The 16,418-nt window shown below is 60.4% G+C and carries 14 protein-coding genes and 1 pseudogene; 11 read left to right on the top strand and 4 right to left on the bottom strand.

Going from position 1 to position 16,418, the window contains the following annotated elements:
* Positions 1-66: 66 nt before the first annotated feature.
* Entirely contained in the window at positions 67-1,080 is a 1,014-nt protein-coding gene (locus tag BLV61_RS14295; RefSeq protein WP_047536111.1) for an ABC transporter substrate-binding protein, read from the top strand.
* Positions 1,081-1,200: 120 nt separating this feature from the next.
* On the opposite strand, the gene BLV61_RS14290 is transcribed toward BLV61_RS14295, so the two are convergent.
* Complete coding sequence (locus tag BLV61_RS14290; protein ID WP_047536114.1) at positions 1,201-2,121, bottom strand: LysR family transcriptional regulator; 921 nt, start codon at positions 2,119-2,121, stop codon at positions 1,201-1,203.
* Between the two features lie 183 nt (positions 2,122-2,304).
* On the opposite strand from BLV61_RS14290, the gene BLV61_RS14285 reads away from it, so the two are divergent.
* Positions 2,305-3,225 carry a TauD/TfdA dioxygenase family protein gene (locus tag BLV61_RS14285; protein WP_090465915.1) on the top strand — a complete coding sequence of 307 codons (921 nt, stop codon included), beginning with the start codon at positions 2,305-2,307 and terminating at the stop codon, positions 3,223-3,225.
* A gap of 106 nt (positions 3,226-3,331) precedes the next feature.
* Here the strand turns inward: BLV61_RS14285 and BLV61_RS14280 are convergent, their stop codons facing one another.
* Together BLV61_RS14280 and BLV61_RS14275 are read right to left on the bottom strand one after the other, a co-directional pair.
* On the bottom strand, positions 3,332-4,948 hold the full coding sequence (locus tag BLV61_RS14280) for a sulfatase-like hydrolase/transferase (protein ID WP_090465912.1): 1,617 nt from the start codon (positions 4,946-4,948) through the stop codon (positions 3,332-3,334).
* A 204-nt stretch (positions 4,949-5,152) separates the two neighbouring features.
* Positions 5,153-6,097 carry a LysR family transcriptional regulator gene (locus tag BLV61_RS14275; RefSeq protein ID WP_090465909.1) on the bottom strand — a complete coding sequence of 315 codons (945 nt, stop codon included), beginning with the start codon at positions 6,095-6,097 and terminating at the stop codon, positions 5,153-5,155.
* Positions 6,098-6,263: 166 nt separating this feature from the next.
* On the opposite strand from BLV61_RS14275, the gene BLV61_RS14270 reads away from it, so the two are divergent.
* The 9 genes and pseudogenes from BLV61_RS14270 to BLV61_RS14225 form a co-directional block, all read left to right on the top strand.
* Positions 6,264-8,636: a TonB-dependent receptor gene (locus BLV61_RS14270; RefSeq protein WP_090465905.1), complete on the top strand. Its 2,373-nt coding sequence runs from the start codon at positions 6,264-6,266 to the stop codon at positions 8,634-8,636.
* 259 nt (positions 8,637-8,895) lie between these two features.
* On the top strand, positions 8,896-9,708 hold the full coding sequence (locus BLV61_RS14265) for an energy transducer TonB (RefSeq protein ID WP_090465901.1): 813 nt from the start codon (positions 8,896-8,898) through the stop codon (positions 9,706-9,708).
* Between the two features lie 44 nt (positions 9,709-9,752).
* Complete coding sequence (locus tag BLV61_RS14260; RefSeq protein ID WP_090465898.1) at positions 9,753-10,478, top strand: MotA/TolQ/ExbB proton channel family protein; 726 nt, start codon at positions 9,753-9,755, stop codon at positions 10,476-10,478.
* 1 nt (position 10,479) lies between these two features.
* On the top strand, positions 10,480-10,881 hold the full coding sequence (locus tag BLV61_RS14255; RefSeq protein WP_047536143.1) for an ExbD/TolR family protein: 402 nt from the start codon (positions 10,480-10,482) through the stop codon (positions 10,879-10,881).
* 195 nt (positions 10,882-11,076) lie between these two features.
* Positions 11,077-11,658: an alpha/beta hydrolase gene (locus BLV61_RS14250; RefSeq protein ID WP_047536146.1), complete on the top strand. Its 582-nt coding sequence runs from the start codon at positions 11,077-11,079 to the stop codon at positions 11,656-11,658.
* 65 nt (positions 11,659-11,723) lie between these two features.
* Positions 11,724-12,653 (top strand): sigma 54-interacting transcriptional regulator, encoded by a 930-nt coding sequence (locus BLV61_RS14245; protein ID WP_047536148.1) that lies wholly within the window; start codon positions 11,724-11,726, stop codon positions 12,651-12,653.
* 273 nt (positions 12,654-12,926) lie between these two features.
* Positions 12,927-13,709, top strand: coding sequence for a MetQ/NlpA family ABC transporter substrate-binding protein (locus BLV61_RS14240; protein ID WP_090465895.1), 783 nt, complete (start codon positions 12,927-12,929; stop codon positions 13,707-13,709).
* A gap of 429 nt (positions 13,710-14,138) precedes the next feature.
* On the top strand, positions 14,139-15,281 hold the full coding sequence (locus tag BLV61_RS14230; RefSeq protein WP_090465889.1) for an RHS repeat-associated core domain-containing protein: 1,143 nt from the start codon (positions 14,139-14,141) through the stop codon (positions 15,279-15,281).
* A 121-nt stretch (positions 15,282-15,402) separates the two neighbouring features.
* Positions 15,403-15,614, top strand: a pseudogene (locus BLV61_RS14225) (efflux RND transporter periplasmic adaptor subunit); the annotation flags it as partial.
* 169 nt (positions 15,615-15,783) lie between these two features.
* Here the strand turns inward: BLV61_RS14225 and BLV61_RS14220 are convergent.
* Entirely contained in the window at positions 15,784-16,413 is a 630-nt protein-coding gene (locus BLV61_RS14220) for a class I SAM-dependent methyltransferase (protein ID WP_090469903.1), read from the bottom strand.
* Positions 16,414-16,418 lie beyond the last annotated feature (5 nt).

The raw sequence follows: 16,418 nt of genomic DNA, 5'->3' as shown, positions 1-16,418 counted from the left end.
TAAGTGCTGGTTCAGATTCAGCCTACTTTCTGCTCCTCAACGCCGTTGTCACCAGGAGCCGCACCCATGAACATTCCCTTCAAACGTGTCATCAGCCTGTTCGCCGTACCGGCGCTGGCGGGCCTGCTGGCGTTTACCGCTCAGGCTGCCGAACTCAAGGAAATCCGCATCGCCGTGCCCGACCTCAGCGCTGGCACCCAGCACAGTGGTGGCGGCGTGGTGGACGTGCTGCGCGATCAACAGATCTACGAAAAAGCCTTCGCCGATCAGGGCATCAAGATCCAGTGGAATTTCTTCAAGGGCGCAGGTCCGGTGATCAACGAAGCGTTCGCCAACGGCCAGGTTGATCTGGCCTACCTCGGCGACCTGGCGGCGATCATCGGCAAGTCCAATGGCCTGGACACGCGGGTGCTGAGCGCCTCGGCACGCGGGGTCAAACATTACCTCGGCGTGGTGCCGGGCTCGGGAATCAAGACCCTGCAAGACCTCAAGGGCAAGCGCGTGGCGATCTTTCGCGGCACCGCCAGCCAGTTATCGTTCGATGCGGCGCTGGCCAGCCAGGGCTTGAGCGAGAAGGATCTGAAGATCATCAATCTGGACTTCAACAGTGCGGTCGCGGCGCTGGCCGCCAAGCAGATCGACGCCTCGTGGGGTAGCTCCGGCTTGACTGCATTGCAAGCCAAAGGCCTGGCCGAGTTGCCGCTGAGTACCAAGGACCTGGGGGGCGCGGGAAGTATCCAGAGTGTGCTGGTGGGCAACGGCAAGTTTGTCGACGAACACCCGGAGGTGGTGGCGAAATTGCTCAAGGCACAGCAGCAAGCGGTGCAATGGCTGACCCAGGACAGCAACAAGGAAGCCTACATCCAGTTGGTGTCGGGGCTGGCGAGTTATCCACCGGTGATCCTGACTCAGGATCTGAAGGACCAGAAACTGAGCGAGGTTTTCCCTTCGACGCTGGACCCGGTGTTCCTGGGTAAATTGCAGGATGCGGTGGACCTGGCTTCGCAGCAGAAGTTGATTCGCAAGTCGTTCAAGGTCAGTGATTGGGTGGCGCCTGAGTTGGCTGCGGCGAAGCTCTGAATCGTCGTCTGATCTGACGTCATCGCTGGCAAGCCAGCTCCCACAGTGGGACGGTGCTGGAGGCAATGGATGCGATCAACACCAAACCCTGTGGGAGCTGGCTTGCCAGCGATGGGGCCGTCAAACCGCGACGGCGACTTCCTGTCTGTCCACCGCCACCAAGGTCTCGATCATCTCCCGCGCCGCCGGTGACAACCGGAACCCGGTGCGGCTGACGATCCCGCACCGGGCATTCATGCTCTCGATGTTCTGCGGCAGATTGCGCCAGTGCAGCAGCGCCAGCGAACCCTGGGCAATGTCCTCGACGAACGCTTCCTCGGTGCCCACGCCAATGGCGTTCGATTGCAGGACGATTTTCACCAGCGCCGGGAAATGCTCGGTCTCGATGGTCGAAGCAAAATCCATCCGCCCACTGAGGTTCGCCAGCAGTTTGCGAATGCCTGGCGGGATGCGCGTGGTGGCCAGCGGGTAGTCGAACATGTCGTTGGTCGACAGGCTTTCCTTAGCCAGCAACGGATGCCCGGGGCGGCAGAAAAACACCCCGCGCTTGGGCGTCAGGGCCTGGGTCTGGAAGTTCGGGTCGGATTCGAAATGGCGGATATCGGCGATGAAGAATTCGATCTCCTCGCGGCTCAGGGCACGGCTGAGGTTTTCCCAGTTATCCACCTGGAAGCAGGTGCGCACTTTCGGGTGGGCATTGATGAATTGCGCCACGGCATCCGGCACCAGTTTCACGGCGGGCGCCGGGCCGCAACCGAAGTGCAGTTCGCCGGCGTCGAGCTTGGTCATCTGCGTCACTTCGGCGCTCAGCAGTGCCGCGCCCTGCACCAGGGTCCGGGCGTGCTGCAGCACCACCTGGCCTTCGGGCGTGGGGCGCAAATCCTTGTTGCCACGGTCCACCAGCACGCAGCCGAACTCCTGCTCCAGCCCTTGAATACTGCGGCTGAACGCCGGTTGGGTGATGCCCATGGCATCTGCCGCGCGGACGAAACTGCGGTGTTCGTTAAGGGCGATGAAGTAGCGTAACTGGCGAAGATCCATATGCTTTCCCGGCATCCTAAAAATAGCTCGAAGGCATTTGCGACGAGGGTTGGTTGAGGTTTTAAATGCAAGCTCTTATTCCGTCAACGAAGCATATGAATATCTATTAGATCTAAATTGAATATAGATAGAGCATTGTTTCGCTGTCACTCAACCGTCAGCAGTCCGATCGAGGGTCTACCCATGAGCAATGCCGCTTTAGCTGTAAAACCCGCTGTTCACGCGCTTGAAATCCATCCGGTGGCCGGCCGCATCGGCGCCGAGATCCGTGGCGTGCACCTCTCCGGTGAGCTCGATGCCGCCACCATCGAAGCGATCCAGCAGGCGCTGGTGCAGTACAAAGTGATCTTCTTCCGCGAGCAGACCCACCTCGACGACCAGAGTCAGGAAGCCTTCGCCCATCTGCTGGGCGAACCGGTGGCGCACCCGACGGTGCCGGTGCGCGACGGTACCCGTTTCCTGCTCGAACTGGATGGTGCCCAGGGCCAGCGCGCCAATTCCTGGCACACTGATGTGACCTTCGTCGACGCTTACCCGAAAGCCTCGATCCTGCGCTCGGTGGTGGCACCGGCCTTCGGCGGCGACACCGTATGGGCCAACACCGCCACCGCCTACAACGAACTGTCACCCGAGCTGCGCGAGCTGGCGGATAAACTCGTGGCCGTGCACAGCAACGAGTACGACTACGCCGGCACCAAGCCTGACGTGTCGGAGGAGAAGCTGGAGCGCTACCGCAAGATCTTCACCTCGACCATTTACGAGACCGAGCACCCGGTGGTGCGCGTGCACCCGATCAGCGGCGAGAAAAGCTTGCTGCTGGGGCATTTCGTCAAGCGCATCAAGGGCTATTCCCAGGCGGATTCGGCGCACCTGTTCGGCCTGTTGCAAAGCCATGTCATCCGCCAGGAAAACACCGTGCGCTGGCGCTGGAAGGCCGGTGATGTGGCGATCTGGGATAACCGCTCCACCCAGCATTACGCGGTGGACGACTATGGCACCCAGGACCGTGTGGTGCGTCGTGTGACGCTCAAGGGCGAAGTGGCGATCGGGGTTTCGGGGCAACGCAGTCAGACGGTGAAGGGGCCGGATATCGGCGGCGTCTGATCTGACGCCTTCGCTGGCAAGCCAGCTCCCACAATGAATGGTGTTGAACACAATGGACGTGAACGACACCAAACCCTGTGGGAGCTGGCTTGCCAGCAATGCTTTTTCACCAAACGCCGATCTGAACCAATTTTTCGCTTTCGGGCTCGCCATAACGAAACCGCTGCCCACGCAAATCAATCTCCTGATGACTGATCGTTGTCCGCCGTTTCAAACCACGTACCCACTCGAACAAGTACCCCGCATGCTCCTCGCGAACCGAGGCGTACGTCGGGTCCGCACCCAGATCCCGCAACTCCTGCGGATCATTGAGCAGGTCGAACAGCTGCGGCCGGAAGCCGTCATACGCCAGGTATTTCCAGCGCTCGCTGCGCACCATGGTCATGCGGCAGCGGTCGATCGGTTGAGACAATCGCTCCCGTGCCGGCGCCTGAAACGCGTAGTCGTATTCACTGATCGCAAAGTGGCGCCAGTCGGTTTGCGCGCCATGCAGCAAGGGAATCAGCGAGCGTCCTTCAAGTCGATGCTCGGCGCTCGGCAACCCCAAAGCCTGAAGAAATGTCGGCAGTGCGTCGATGGTTTCCACCAGCCTGTCGTCCACCGATCCACGGGTGATGTCCGCGGCCGGGCGTGGGTCGCGAACGATCAGCGGAATGCCCACCGCCGGCTCCAGCAGAAACTCTTTTTCCCCCAGGTAATGGTCGCCAAGGAAGTCGCCGTGATCGCTGGTAAATACGATCAGGGTGTCATCCCAACGCCCGCTGCTCTGCAGAAAATCAAACAGCCGCCCAAGTTGATCGTCGACCTGTTTGATCAGGCCCATGTACGTCGGGACCACGTTCAAGCGCACTTCATCCCTGGAAAAATTCAGGCTCTCTTCGTGCTGGCGAAACGCGTTGTACACCGGGTGATCGCTGGCCTCGCTCGCCGACGCACGCACCGGCTCGATCACCTGTTCTGCGCCATACAGCGCGTTATACGGCGCCGGGGCGATGTAGGGCCAGTGGGGCTTGATGTACGACAGGTGCAGGCACCACGGCCGCTCGCCTTGCTCGGCGATGAAGTCCAAGGCGCGGTCGGTGGTGTAGACGGTTTCCGAATGCTGCTCCGGCACGCGCGCGGGCAAATGGGCGTTGCGCATTTTCCAGCCGCTGAGGATCTCACCCTGTTCGCCTTCGGCGGCATTGGCCCAGTCGTGCCACGGGTTGCGGCCTTCGAAACCGAGGTCACGCAGGTAGTGGGTGTAGGGCGCGGATTCGCGCTTGTCATCGAACAACGGGTCGTCGGGGAAGATCCCGTCATGGCGGAAAAACGGTTCGAAACCGACTTCGTTCAGCGCTGCCGCCTGATCGCCCAGCGGGTCGATGGCCAGTCGCTGCAAGGCATCGAGATTAGGTGTGGCGTGGGTCTTGCCGACCAGCGCGGTGCGTATGCCATGGGGCCGCAGGTAATCACCGAGGGTCAGCTCTTCAAGGGGTAGCGGCACGGCGTTCCAGGCGACCTGATGACTGCTGACATAGCGCCCGGTGTAGGCCGACATTCGCGACGGCCCGCAGATCGTACCTTGGGTATAGGCACGACTGAAACGCACGCCGGCGTCGGCCAGGCGATCGATGTTGGGCGTGTGCAGATGCGGGTGGCCGTAGCACGACAGGTAATCGCGCCGCAGTTGATCGCACATGATGTACAGCACGTTGCGCACGGGGTTTTGAGTGTCAGGCATGAAGGTTCACCGATCTAAAAGGCAGGTGAGGTTTTTCGCTGTTGCAGAGGGGTTGAGGCAAGTGCATTTGGGGAATGGTTTTTATGCAGGGGGTGCATCACCAGCCGAGCCGACGCCATCGCTGGCAAGCCAGCTCCCACCAGGCTCCATGGTGGACATAGCATTGATCCCTGTGGGAGCTGGCTTGCCAGCGAAGGGGCCCGATCAGACGGCCAGTTGCTCCAGCGAACACACCTCTTCATCCTGCGCATCAATCTCCTTGATCTGCGCAATCATCGCCTCGGCCAACGGCGATAACCGATACCCCGCGCGACTGACAATTCCGTAGCGGGTGTAGAGCTCTTCCAGGTCATCGGCCAGCCCTTCGATCTTCAAGCGCACCAACTCGCCATTGGCGTTGTGCAGTGCATCTGAATACTCGCCGATGATCCCAATCGCATCCGAACGCATCACCACGCCGAGCAGGCTGTAGCTGTTTTCGCATTCCACGTTGGGCGTGAAGTCCGGCCGGCCACTCAAGTCGACGATGACTTTGCGCAGGTTGGGCGGGCGGATGGTCACCGCCATCGGGTAGCTCATCAACTCGGCGGCGCTGACACTTTCGCGAGTGGCCAGTGGATGCCCGGCGCGGCAGCAGAAGTGCCATTTGCGCGGGCGCAGGCGCTGGGACAGATAGTCCGGGTCGGCTTCGAATTGCCGGGTGTCGGCGACGAAGAATTCGAACTCTTCACTCAGCAGGCGCTTGCTCAGGCTCTGCCAGTCATCCACCTGAAATTGCACCCGTGCCTTGGGGTAGCGGCCGATAAAGCTGCCGATTGCCCGAGGCACCAGGCCTGCTGCGGGCGCCGGACCACAACCGAAGCGCAACTCGCCGGCCTCCAGACCATTGAACTGGCTGATCTCGTTGGCCATCTGCTGCGCGCCGCTGACCAGTCGCCGCGCATGTTCGAGCAACACCTGGCCCTGTTTGGTCGGCGCCAGGTCCTTGCGCCCACGGTCCACCAACTGACAACCGACGCTGTGTTCCAGCGCCTGAATGCTGCGGCTGAAGGCCGATTGCGACAGGTTCACCGCCATCGCACCCGCGACGAAGCTGCGCTGGTCGGCGAGGGCGATGAAGTGACGGAGCTGGCGCAAATCGATATGCATTTTTCACATTAAAAATATCGGGGAAATGCATTGGATATGCATTAGGTCGACTCCTTATAAAGGCAATCTCTTATGCAGTAAATCTTTGTAAAAACATAAATAAATAACTTTAAAGAATATGCACTGCTGAAAAGTCTTTGTGTGTTTTTTGACCAGGAGCCGCTAAATGAGTCCGTTGAACCTCGCTTCACCCCTTACGCCCCGACGGCTCAAACGCCTGCCCCTGGCCCTGCTGCTGGCGGGAAGCGCCAGTTGGACCCAGGCACAAGCCGCCGATGCCAGCACGCCCGAAACGGTTCCCGCAGCCACCGTTGCAGGCCAGGCCAAAGCCGATGGCGCGCAGCTGGAAACCGTGACGGTCACCACCCGCCGTCGCGAGGAAAGCTCGCAGGATGTACCGACACCGATGAGCGTGGTCAGCGGCCAAGTGCTGGAAAGCCAGCGGGTCTATCGCATCCAGGATTTGCAGCAACTGGTGCCCAGCGTCAACGTCGCTTACATGCATGCGCGCCAGTCCAGCGTGTCGATCCGTGGCCTGGGCAACAACCCGGCCAGCGATGGCTTGGAAGGCAGCGTCGGGCTGTACATCGATAACGTCTACCTCGGGCGGCCGGGCATGGCGGTGTTCGACCTGATGGACATCGAGCAGCTCGAAGTGCTGCGCGGCCCGCAAGGTACTTTGTTCGGCAAGAACACCACGGCTGGCGTGATCAACATCAGCACGCGCGCGCCGACCTTCACCCCGGAGCGCAGCATCGAAAGTTCGGTGGGCGAGGACGGTTATTTCCAGACCAAGGGCACCATTTCTGGCCCGTTGAATGACCAACTCGCCGGGCGCTTTTCCGCCTATCGCACCCGCAGCGATGGCGACATCAAAAACGAATACGACGGCCACGACCTGAACGGTGGCTCGCGCGAAGGCTTCCGTGGGCAATTGCTGTTCAAGCCCAACGAGTCGTTCAACCTGCGCTGGATCGGCGACTACAACGAAGAGGATTCCAGCGCCGGCACCCGCGTGTTGTACAACACCGGGCCGACCATCAACGGCGTCAACCTTTACCAGGCCAGGGCCAATACGGCGGGGGCCACGCTGGTCGATGGCACGCACCGCAAGGTCAATTTGAACAACGATCAGCACGTCACCGTGCATCAGGGCGGCACCTCGGTCGAGGCGAACTGGACGCTGCCGAGCGACTTCACCCTGACCTCCATCAGCTCCTACCGCTGGTGGAATTTCACCCCGCGTAACGACGACGGCCTGAACGTCTCGGCGACCTACAACGCCGGGGTTTCGGTGGAAGACAAACAGTACTCCCAGGAATTTCGCCTGGCCTCGCCCACTGGCGGGTTCTTCGATTACGTGCTCGGCGCCTATTACTTCGGCAACAGCCTGGACAACAAATCCTTCGCTTATTACGGACCGCAAGCCGACATCTGGAACGGCACGCCAGCGGGTGCGCTGGCCAACGTCGACAGCGTTGGCAGAGGCCACATCAAGACCGACAGCTTCGCACTGTTTGCCCAGGGCACCTGGCACCTCACCGAACGCCTGGATTTCACCGCTGGTGTGCGGGGGACCTATGAAGAGAAAAACGCCTGGGTCAACCGCGATGCACCCGTGGGTGGTGCGGCGGTCACCGGTGCGGCGGCGACGGTCAGGCGCGGTCGCGCCGGGGTTTACGACTCCGGTGATTTGAATCAGTACAGCTCCAGTCCTTCGGGGCTGCTCAACCTCAGCTACCACTTCACTGATAACCTGCTCGGCTACGCGACCGTGTCCCACGGCGAGAAATCCGGTGGTGTGAACCTGGCCGTCGGCACGGCACCGGTCGCTGGCGCCGACTCGCTGCTAATTGGCACCGAGCGCGCCAACAACGCCGAACTCGGTTTCAAAAGCACGCTGTGGGACCGCCGCCTGCAGCTCAACGCCAACGTCTTCTGGACCCAGGTCAACGGCTATCAGACCAACGCCTACGACGACGTCAACCGCGTGCAATACCTGACCAACGCCGGCTCGGTGCGTTCGCGCGGCGTGGAATTCGACAGCACGCTGATCCCGTTGCGCGGCCTGACACTGAACTTCAACGGTTCCTACAACGACGTCAGCTACCTCTCGTACAAAGATGCGCCATGCCCGCCGGAAGTCAGCCTGGCGCCGGGTGCTCCAGCGTCTTGCGACCTCACCGGCCACCAGGTGGTTGGCGCGTCGAAATGGATCGGCAACGCCAATGGCGAATACAAATGGAACCTGAGTAACGGCTTCGAAGAGTACGTCACCGCCAGCTACGCCTTCCGTTCCAAAGCGGTGGGTACGGTGGAGGATTCCGACTTCGGCCAGATCCCGAGTTACGCCGTGGTCAACCTGTCGACCGGCCTGCGCGGCGACTTCAAGCAAGGGCAGTGGGACGTCTCGCTGTGGCTGAAAAACGCCTTCGACAAAACCTACTACACGACCCTGTGGACCGCTGCCAACGGCGGTTATGAAGGGCTGCTCGGCACGCCGCGGACGTTGGGCGTGACCGGTCGATATGACTTCTGACGGCGAAAAACCATGCCTCTGAGGAATATTTTCCATGCCGCGAAAGCATGCCTTTTCGACCCCACAGCCAGAGCCCTTGCAGGCCAAGGCTTGCAGCGGTTCAGGTGTTTTTTATATGCGATTTTGATCTGACTTTAATGTCAAAGATTACTTTAAGAGATAAGCGTCTGGCTCAATGATTCACCCACCGCTACATCGTTCGGGGGAGCTTGGCTCGGCGTATCGGGTTATTCGCAAAGAGACCACAGGGAGTCAATCAATGGGCAATGTCCAGACCGTCGCCAGCGCACACGAGGTGCTTTGGCACCAGGCGCCAGGTGGCGAGTTGGTCGACCTCGGACGGGGGCATCGCGTGCCCTTGGGCCAGTTGCGTTTGCAACGTGCGCCCAAGGGCATTCTGAGCCGGCGCGAGGCGATCCTGCTCGGTGTGCTGGCATTGCTGGTACACGGTGCGCTGATCTACTGGGTCAATCAGCAGCCAGCCAAAGTGTTGCCGATCGTCCCGCCGGAGATCCCGCCAATGACCATCGAGTTTTCGCGTCCGGCGCCGCCCGTGGTCGAACCGCCGCCACCCGTCCCGCCACCGCCACCAGTGGTCGAGCCGCCACCGCCAGTGGTGGATGAACTGGCGGCCAAACCGGCGCCACCCAAACCGATTCCAAAACCCAAGCCAGTGGCAAAACCGATCCCGAAACCGGCGCCCAAAGCGGTTGAACAACCGCCGGCACCGCCAAAGCCAGCGGCTCCGGTCGCGGCGCCCGCGCCACCTGCACCACCGGTGCCCGCACCTGTGACGCCAGCCTCGGCCAATGCCGCGTACCTGAAAAATCCGGCGCCGGAATACCCGTCGCTGGCCCAGCGTCGCGGTTGGGAAGGCACGGTGTTGCTGCGGGTGCATGTACTGGCCAACGGCAAGCCCGGCGAGATCCAGGTTCAGAAAAGCAGCGGCCGCGAGGCCCTCGATGAGGCAGCCCTGAGCGCCGTGAAACGTTGGAGTTTCGTGCCGGCCAAGCAGGGTGATATCGCCCAGGATGGCTGGGTCAGCGTGCCCATCGATTTCAAGATTCATTAAACCGAAACCTATTTCGCGCGAAACGTTTACACAAGGAATCCATCATGACGTTATTGGCATCTCCACTTGAATCCATCGAAAGCGCGGTGATCTGGCTGTTGGTGGTTTTTTCCGTCGCCACTTGGGGCCTGGCGTTGCTCAAGGGTGTGCAGTTCGGCCGGCTTAAAGCCCAGGACCGCAGGTTTCACAATCGGTTTTGGGCGGCGTCGAGTCTGGACTCGGCGGCAGAGTTAGCCGAGACGCAACCGGGCGCTGCGGCGCGGGTGGCGCAGGCGGGTTACGCGGCGATTCAGGTGGGCGAGGCGCCACAGGCGACGGACTTGAGCCAGGCGATCAATCATCAGGATCGCCTTGAGCGGGCCTTGCGTCAGCAGATCGTGCGTGAGCGCCGGTCGCTGGAGACCGGGCTGGCAGTGGTTGCGAGTATTGGCAGTACGTCGCCGTTCATTGGGTTGTTCGGCACCGTGTGGGGAATTATGGAAGCGTTGAAAGGCATCAGCGCGGCGGGTTCGGCAAGCCTGGAGACGGTGGCCGGACCCATTGGTGCGGCGCTGGTCGCCACTGGTGTGGGGATCGCGGTCGCGGTGCCGGCAGTGCTGGTTTACAACTACTTTTTGCGGCGTCTGAAGTTGACGGCGGCGGACCTGGACGACTTTGCCCATGACTTCTACAGCCTGGCGCAGAAGAGTGCGTTCCGCGTACTGATTCACCCGACGGCGCACAAAGTGGCTGCCCGGGGTAACTCGCAAAAAGTGAAGGAGGCCTCCTGATATGGCCTTCTCCACGCAAGACAGTGATGAGGTGCTGAGCGAGATCAACGTGACACCGCTGGTGGACGTGATGCTGGTGCTGCTGGTGGTGTTCATCGTCACCGCGCCGCTGCTGACCAACGCGATTCCGATCAACCTGCCCAAGACCGAAGCCGTGGCGCCGGTGGAGCAGAAGGACCCGCTGGTGGTGAGCATCGACGGTGCCGGCAAGCTGTTTATCAACAAGGATGAAATCCAGCCGGATTTGCTGGAGTTCCAGCTTCAGGCAGCCAAGGCCAAGGACCCGGAAGTGCGGGTGCAGTTGCAGGCCGATGACGGGGTCAATTACGGCGAGGTGGCGCGGGCCATGGCGTCCATTGAGCGGGCAGGCATCACCAAGTTGTCGGTGATCACCGCGCGCTGACAGATTCACGATTTTCCGGGGCCGTCTCCTTGGCAGGGTGCGGCCCCTTTTTTATTCCGCAAAAACACACAAGTCCCTGTGGGAGCGCTTTCATATTCGATATAGGTCTTAATAAATAGCTTCTTATTCCTTAACGAATATAAATCCCGTCCCTATACTCGATCAGGAACAGACACGCAGCAGGAGAGCTCCCCCATGCGCAACGAATCCATTCGCTATCTGATTGTGCCGGGCTGGCAAGGATCGCCAGAAGATCATTGGCAAAGCCACTGGCAGAACAGCCTGCCGAATAGCGCACGGGTGGAGCAGGCCGACTGGCTGACGCCGCGTCGTGAAGACTGGGTCGCGGCGCTGGCCGAGGCAATTGCCGCCGACAGCACCCCGGTGATCCTGATCGCCCACAGCCTGGGTTGCATCACCGTCGCGCATTGGGCAGCGACCGCGCCCGTGCAGTTTCTGCGGCAGGTTCGCGGCGCCTTGCTGGTCGCGCCGGCGGATGTCGAGCGCCCCGCTTGCGCGCCGGCCCTGCGTAATTTCGCGCCGATTCCTGGCGATCTTCTGCCGTTTCCCAGCCAGGTCGTCAGCTCCGACAACGACGCCGCCGTCAGTGCGCCTCGGGCGCTGGAGCTGGCGCGCAACTGGGGCGCTGAAGCGGGGATTTTGGCGGGTGCCGGGCACATCAATGTGAAGTCGGGTCACCAGCGGTGGGAGCAGGGGTTTGCCTATCTCTACCGTCTGCAAAACCGCATGGAACATCACGCCCTGCGTCGCGCCTGAGCCTTTATCTTTTTCTTTTTTAAATAGCGCCCCCGTCTCCCGGCGGTTTTGGGCGGGAGTCTGCCATGAGCTTTGAAACCTTCGGTCAGCCGCTGCTGACCTTTCCCGATGCTGAAAAAAGTCCCCTGAGCATCCGCGCCAAAGCGTTGGTGTTCGTCGATCCGCGTTCCCGGCAATTGCGCCAGGATCTCGAACAACTGGCGCCGCGTTCGATCTCGGTGCTGATCCGAGGCGAAACCGGCAGCGGCAAGGAATTGCTGGCGCGGCACATCCATCGCGCCAGCGATCGCGGCGGATTGTTTGTTTCGGTCAACTGCGGCGCCATCAGCCCGACCTACGCTGACGCCGAATTGTTCGGCTACGCCGCAGGCAGTTACAGCGGCTCGGCCAGCAGTCGCGCCGGCTGGTTCGGCTCGGCCAATGGCGGCACCCTGTACCTGGACGAAATTGGCGATCTGCCGCTGCCGATTCAGATCAAATTGCTCGCTGCCCTGGAAAACCACGAAGTGACCCGTGTCGGTGCTCACCAGCCGAGCCCGGTGGACGTGCGCCTGGTGGCCGCCACCAGCATCGATTTGGCCCAGGCGGTCGCCGCCGGCAAATTCCATGAACGGCTCTATCACTACCTCAGCGAAGGCCAGCTCGAACTGCCGGCCTTGCGCGAGCGGGTGGGCGATATTCTGTCGCTGGCCGAATACTTCCTCGGCATCTACAGCCAACGCCTGGAGCTGCCCGTGCCGCTGATCAGCGAGGCCGCGCAAGCGGTGCTGGAACGCCATTCCTGGCCCGGCAATACCCGAGAGCTGGAAAACGTCATCCACTTTGCGCTGCTGGTGAGTACCGGCGACGAAATTTTGCCCGAGCATCTGAATTTGCCGGAGGTGCCGGCGTCGTTGCAGCAGATCGAGCTGCAACTCAAGCAGATTCTCGCCGAGGGTTCGGCCACCGAAAAAGACGCTCTGAAACAAATACTTAAGCAAGCCGGCCTCCTGTAGGAGCGAGCCTGCTCGCGATGAACCTGAGAGCGCCGCGGGGGTGTCAGGTGCCCAACATTATCGTTGACGACCATCGCGAGCCGGCTCGCTCCTACAAGGGAAGGTGCGGGCTAGAGCTGTATGAACAAAATGGAATATCAAAGTGAATAAAAGATATTGTTCTGGAATAAAAAATATCGGTATTGTCCGCTTCACGCCAGCGATAGCACTTCGCTGGCACTTAACTATCTAGCCGTCGCCACAAGCGACTGTGATTGTCGATAAGGACACTGCATGAAAAAGGTTCTGTTGTTCACCGCATTGGCGGCTGCCCTGACTGCTGGCCTGGCCCAGGCGGGTGAGAAACTGGTGGTCGCGGCGACCCCGGTTCCACACGCCGAGATTCTGGAACTGATCAAGCCCACCCTCGCCAAAGAAGGCGTGGACCTGGAAATCAAAGTCTTCACCGACTACGTTCAGCCGAACGTGCAGGTCGACCAGAAGCGTCTGGACGCCAACTACTTCCAGACCCTGCCGTACCTGAAGAGCTTCAACGAAGGTAAAGGGACGCACCTGGTAACCGTGATCGGCGTTCACGTCGAACCCTTCGGTGGCTACTCGAAGAAAGTCAAAACCCTGGCTGAGCTGAAGGACGGCGCCACCATTGCCATCCCGAACGAAGGCAGCAACAGCGGCCGCGCCCTGATCCTGCTGCAGAAGGCAGGTCTGATCGAGTTGAAAGACCCGAAAAACGCCCTGGCGACCCCGAAAGACATCGCCAAGAACCCGCACAACTTCAAGTTCAAGGAGCTTGAGTCGGCGATGCTGCCGCGCGTGCTGGATCAGGTCGACCTGGACATGATCAACACCAACTACGCGCTGGAAGCGGGCCTGAACCCGGCTAAAGACGCACTGGTGATCGAAGGCTCCGATTCGCCTTACGTGAACTTCCTGGTGGCTCGTCCGGACAACAAGGACAGCGTGGCCATCCAGAAACTGGCCAAAGCCCTGACCAGCCCTGAAGTGAAAGCGTTCATCGAGAAGAAGTACAACGGCGCGGTACTGCCGGCGTTCTGATCGACGCAGTAAACCCCTTCTAGGTTTGAAAACGCCGACGGCTGATACAGCGTCGGCGTTTTTTGCCTGCGCACATTTCATGTGGGAACGAGCCCAGGATCCCTCAGGCTGCTCTGGCCTTCAAAGCCCTGCGCAACGCCACCAATAATTTCACGATGTCCTGGGGATTCATCGGCTTGAGCACTTTTGCGTCTGCCATTTTCTCTTCCTTGTGAGTAGTGGGCCGGGGAGTCTGGCCAATAGTGGTCCGTCCTTGGAGGGGCAATTTGAAAAAAAGATCCTTCCTACGGTGAAAGGGAAAATAGACGTCTTCCGTTACCTCGGCAAACTCCCTCAATGCGCCTGTTGGCCATGCACGACTATCAGTTCTGATAGGTATTTTTGAGCTGTCTCGTTAGGGCACACTGATGTCTTTACGAGGTTCAAATCATGAACACGTTTAAAAAAAGCGGGTATCGGTATGACGCGCTGGATCTGCTGGTCGGGATCGAACCTGCCGAGGCCCACGCGCTACAACGATTTTACTGCCGAGGACAGCTGGCTACCGTACTTCAGGGTGCGTCCAGTCAGCATGTTTTCCAGTACGACAAACAACTGCTGGCGCTGCAATCGCGCCAGGGTGATGCCTTCAGCAGCGATCTGCTGGCCATTGATCAGCAGCGTTCTGTGTTGCAGGTGGCAGGGCCGGACGGGCCTGTGCGCCAGGCTTATGCACCCTACGGCCCTCGTCGGGTAGACAGTGGTCCAGGCAGCCTTCTGGGGTTTACCGGCGAAGCGGTCGACCCGGTCACCGGGCATTATTTGCTGGGTAATGGGCACCGCGCGTTCAACCCGGTGTTGATGCGCTTCAACAGCCCGGACAACTTGAGCCCGTTTGGTCGGGGTGGGTTGAATCCTTATGCGTATTGCCTGGGGGATCCGGTGAATTTCACTGATCCGACAGGGCAGATTGCCAGGCTTGTCACCAGCCTGTTCAGCGTGGTTAACGCGCGCATTGTCATGTCCCCTGCCGTCCCCTACAAACTGGCAAAAGATGCCGTGCAATGGGGTGCGGTAGGGCAGTTGCCATTCATGCCAACACTGGGTGCTGTCGGCTCGACCGTAGCCGGGATCATGACGATGGTGTCGGCGGTGACCGCGGTGGGCAGTGCGGTCGCGGGCATCACCGGGGATTCTGAGGCTGCAAAAACCCTGGGGTACATTGCGTTGGGCCTGGCCGGGCTGACGGTTGCCGCAAGGTTGGGATCAGGCTGGGCTGCGAAAGATTCCCGCACCGTTCCCATGTTGAAGAAATTTGTCGATAACAAGGGGCGGGTAGAGGTCCCCAATACGAGAGCTTTAGCCTCTGCGCCGCTTCGATCTCCAGACCCTTTTGCGGGGGCAAACGCTCCTCCCCTGACCGGTGATTCTGCCAATCCGACAACGTTCTATTATCCGGATCGGAACCGAACTATTAATTTCTTGAATGAACAAATCGACAGACAAGCTCGGATTGCCCGAGAAGGACTGGTTCGTCGTCACTCTGACGTAACAACAACGATCAACAATATCCGCCGCCGTCCTTCCGCGTAGCCCCGCGACTCGCAGGGAGAACGCTAAGGCCCAGACTTTTTTTGACTTTCCCGGGCGCAGCTTTGTAACGCTGTTCTAAGCTGACAGACGAATTGCGCCCGTGAAACGCAAAGGAGTCTGCATGGCTGGTCCCGGAATGAAATGGCGCTGGGCTTGAGCCTGTTGGCCTTGCTAAGTGCCTGTAGCGACAAAACACCGGTGGAGAAAGAGCGGCCACGGGTGTTCGTACAGGAGGTCAAGCCGGCGCATTACGCCGCCAGCGTCACCCTGACCGGCGATGTGCAGGCGCGGGTGCAGACCGAGTTATCGTTCCGCGTCGGCGGCAAAGTCATCATCAGCGCCGGCCTGGAGGGTGGCGAAAAAGTGGTGATTGCCGGCGGCCAGTTGCTGCAATAAGGCGAGCGCTACGCGCTCATCGCCAGCAGGCTGGCTCCCACAGGGTATTGGGTCGTTAGCAGAACCCATGTGGGAGCCAGCCTGCTGGCGATGGCGTCGGCACTGACTACTCAGGCTTACGCCAGACACTCGCCAACCAGGGCTGTTGCTCCCGTGGCAGCCCTGCCGGCCGGTAGTAATGCTCCAGCTCCACGAACCCTGCTTCGGTCAGCAATTGCTGCCACGCCTGAAGGTCGTGATAGGCGCCATAGCGAGGGCCGTTCCAGCCTTCCTGGTTCTCGCCACGGGGGTTGGAGCTGAACAGCACGCCGCCGGGTTTCAGCGTTTCGCGCAATTGCTTTAACACCCGTGGCAATTCCTGGCGCGGGATGTGAAACAGCACGGCGTTGGCGAAGATCCCGTCGAAGCGTTCGGCCGGCAGATCGAGTTTTAAAAAGTCCTGCTGCCAGACCTCGCAACCGCTGTCCTCGCGCGCCATCTGCGCAAACTTTTCTGAACCGTCGAGGCCGACCGCCTTGTGCCCCATGCGGGTGAACGTCTGCAAATCACGGCCCGGCCCACAGCCAAAGTCCAGAATGTCGAACGGTGCCTCGCCCTGGATATGCCGCATCAACGCGTCGATGTTCTGGCTGACATCGTGATCACGGGTGCCTTCACGAAAACCTTCGGCCACCGAGTTGTAATGGCCCAGGGTGGTGGCGGTGATTTGCTGGAGGTCGTCGGGGGTCTGTTTCATGGTGG

The organism is Pseudomonas mohnii, from assembly GCF_900105115.1.
Taxonomy (GTDB): domain Bacteria; phylum Pseudomonadota; class Gammaproteobacteria; order Pseudomonadales; family Pseudomonadaceae; genus Aquipseudomonas; species Aquipseudomonas mohnii.
Note: the sequence above shows the minus strand (reverse complement) of the source record. Positions and strands in the feature narration are given on the sequence as shown.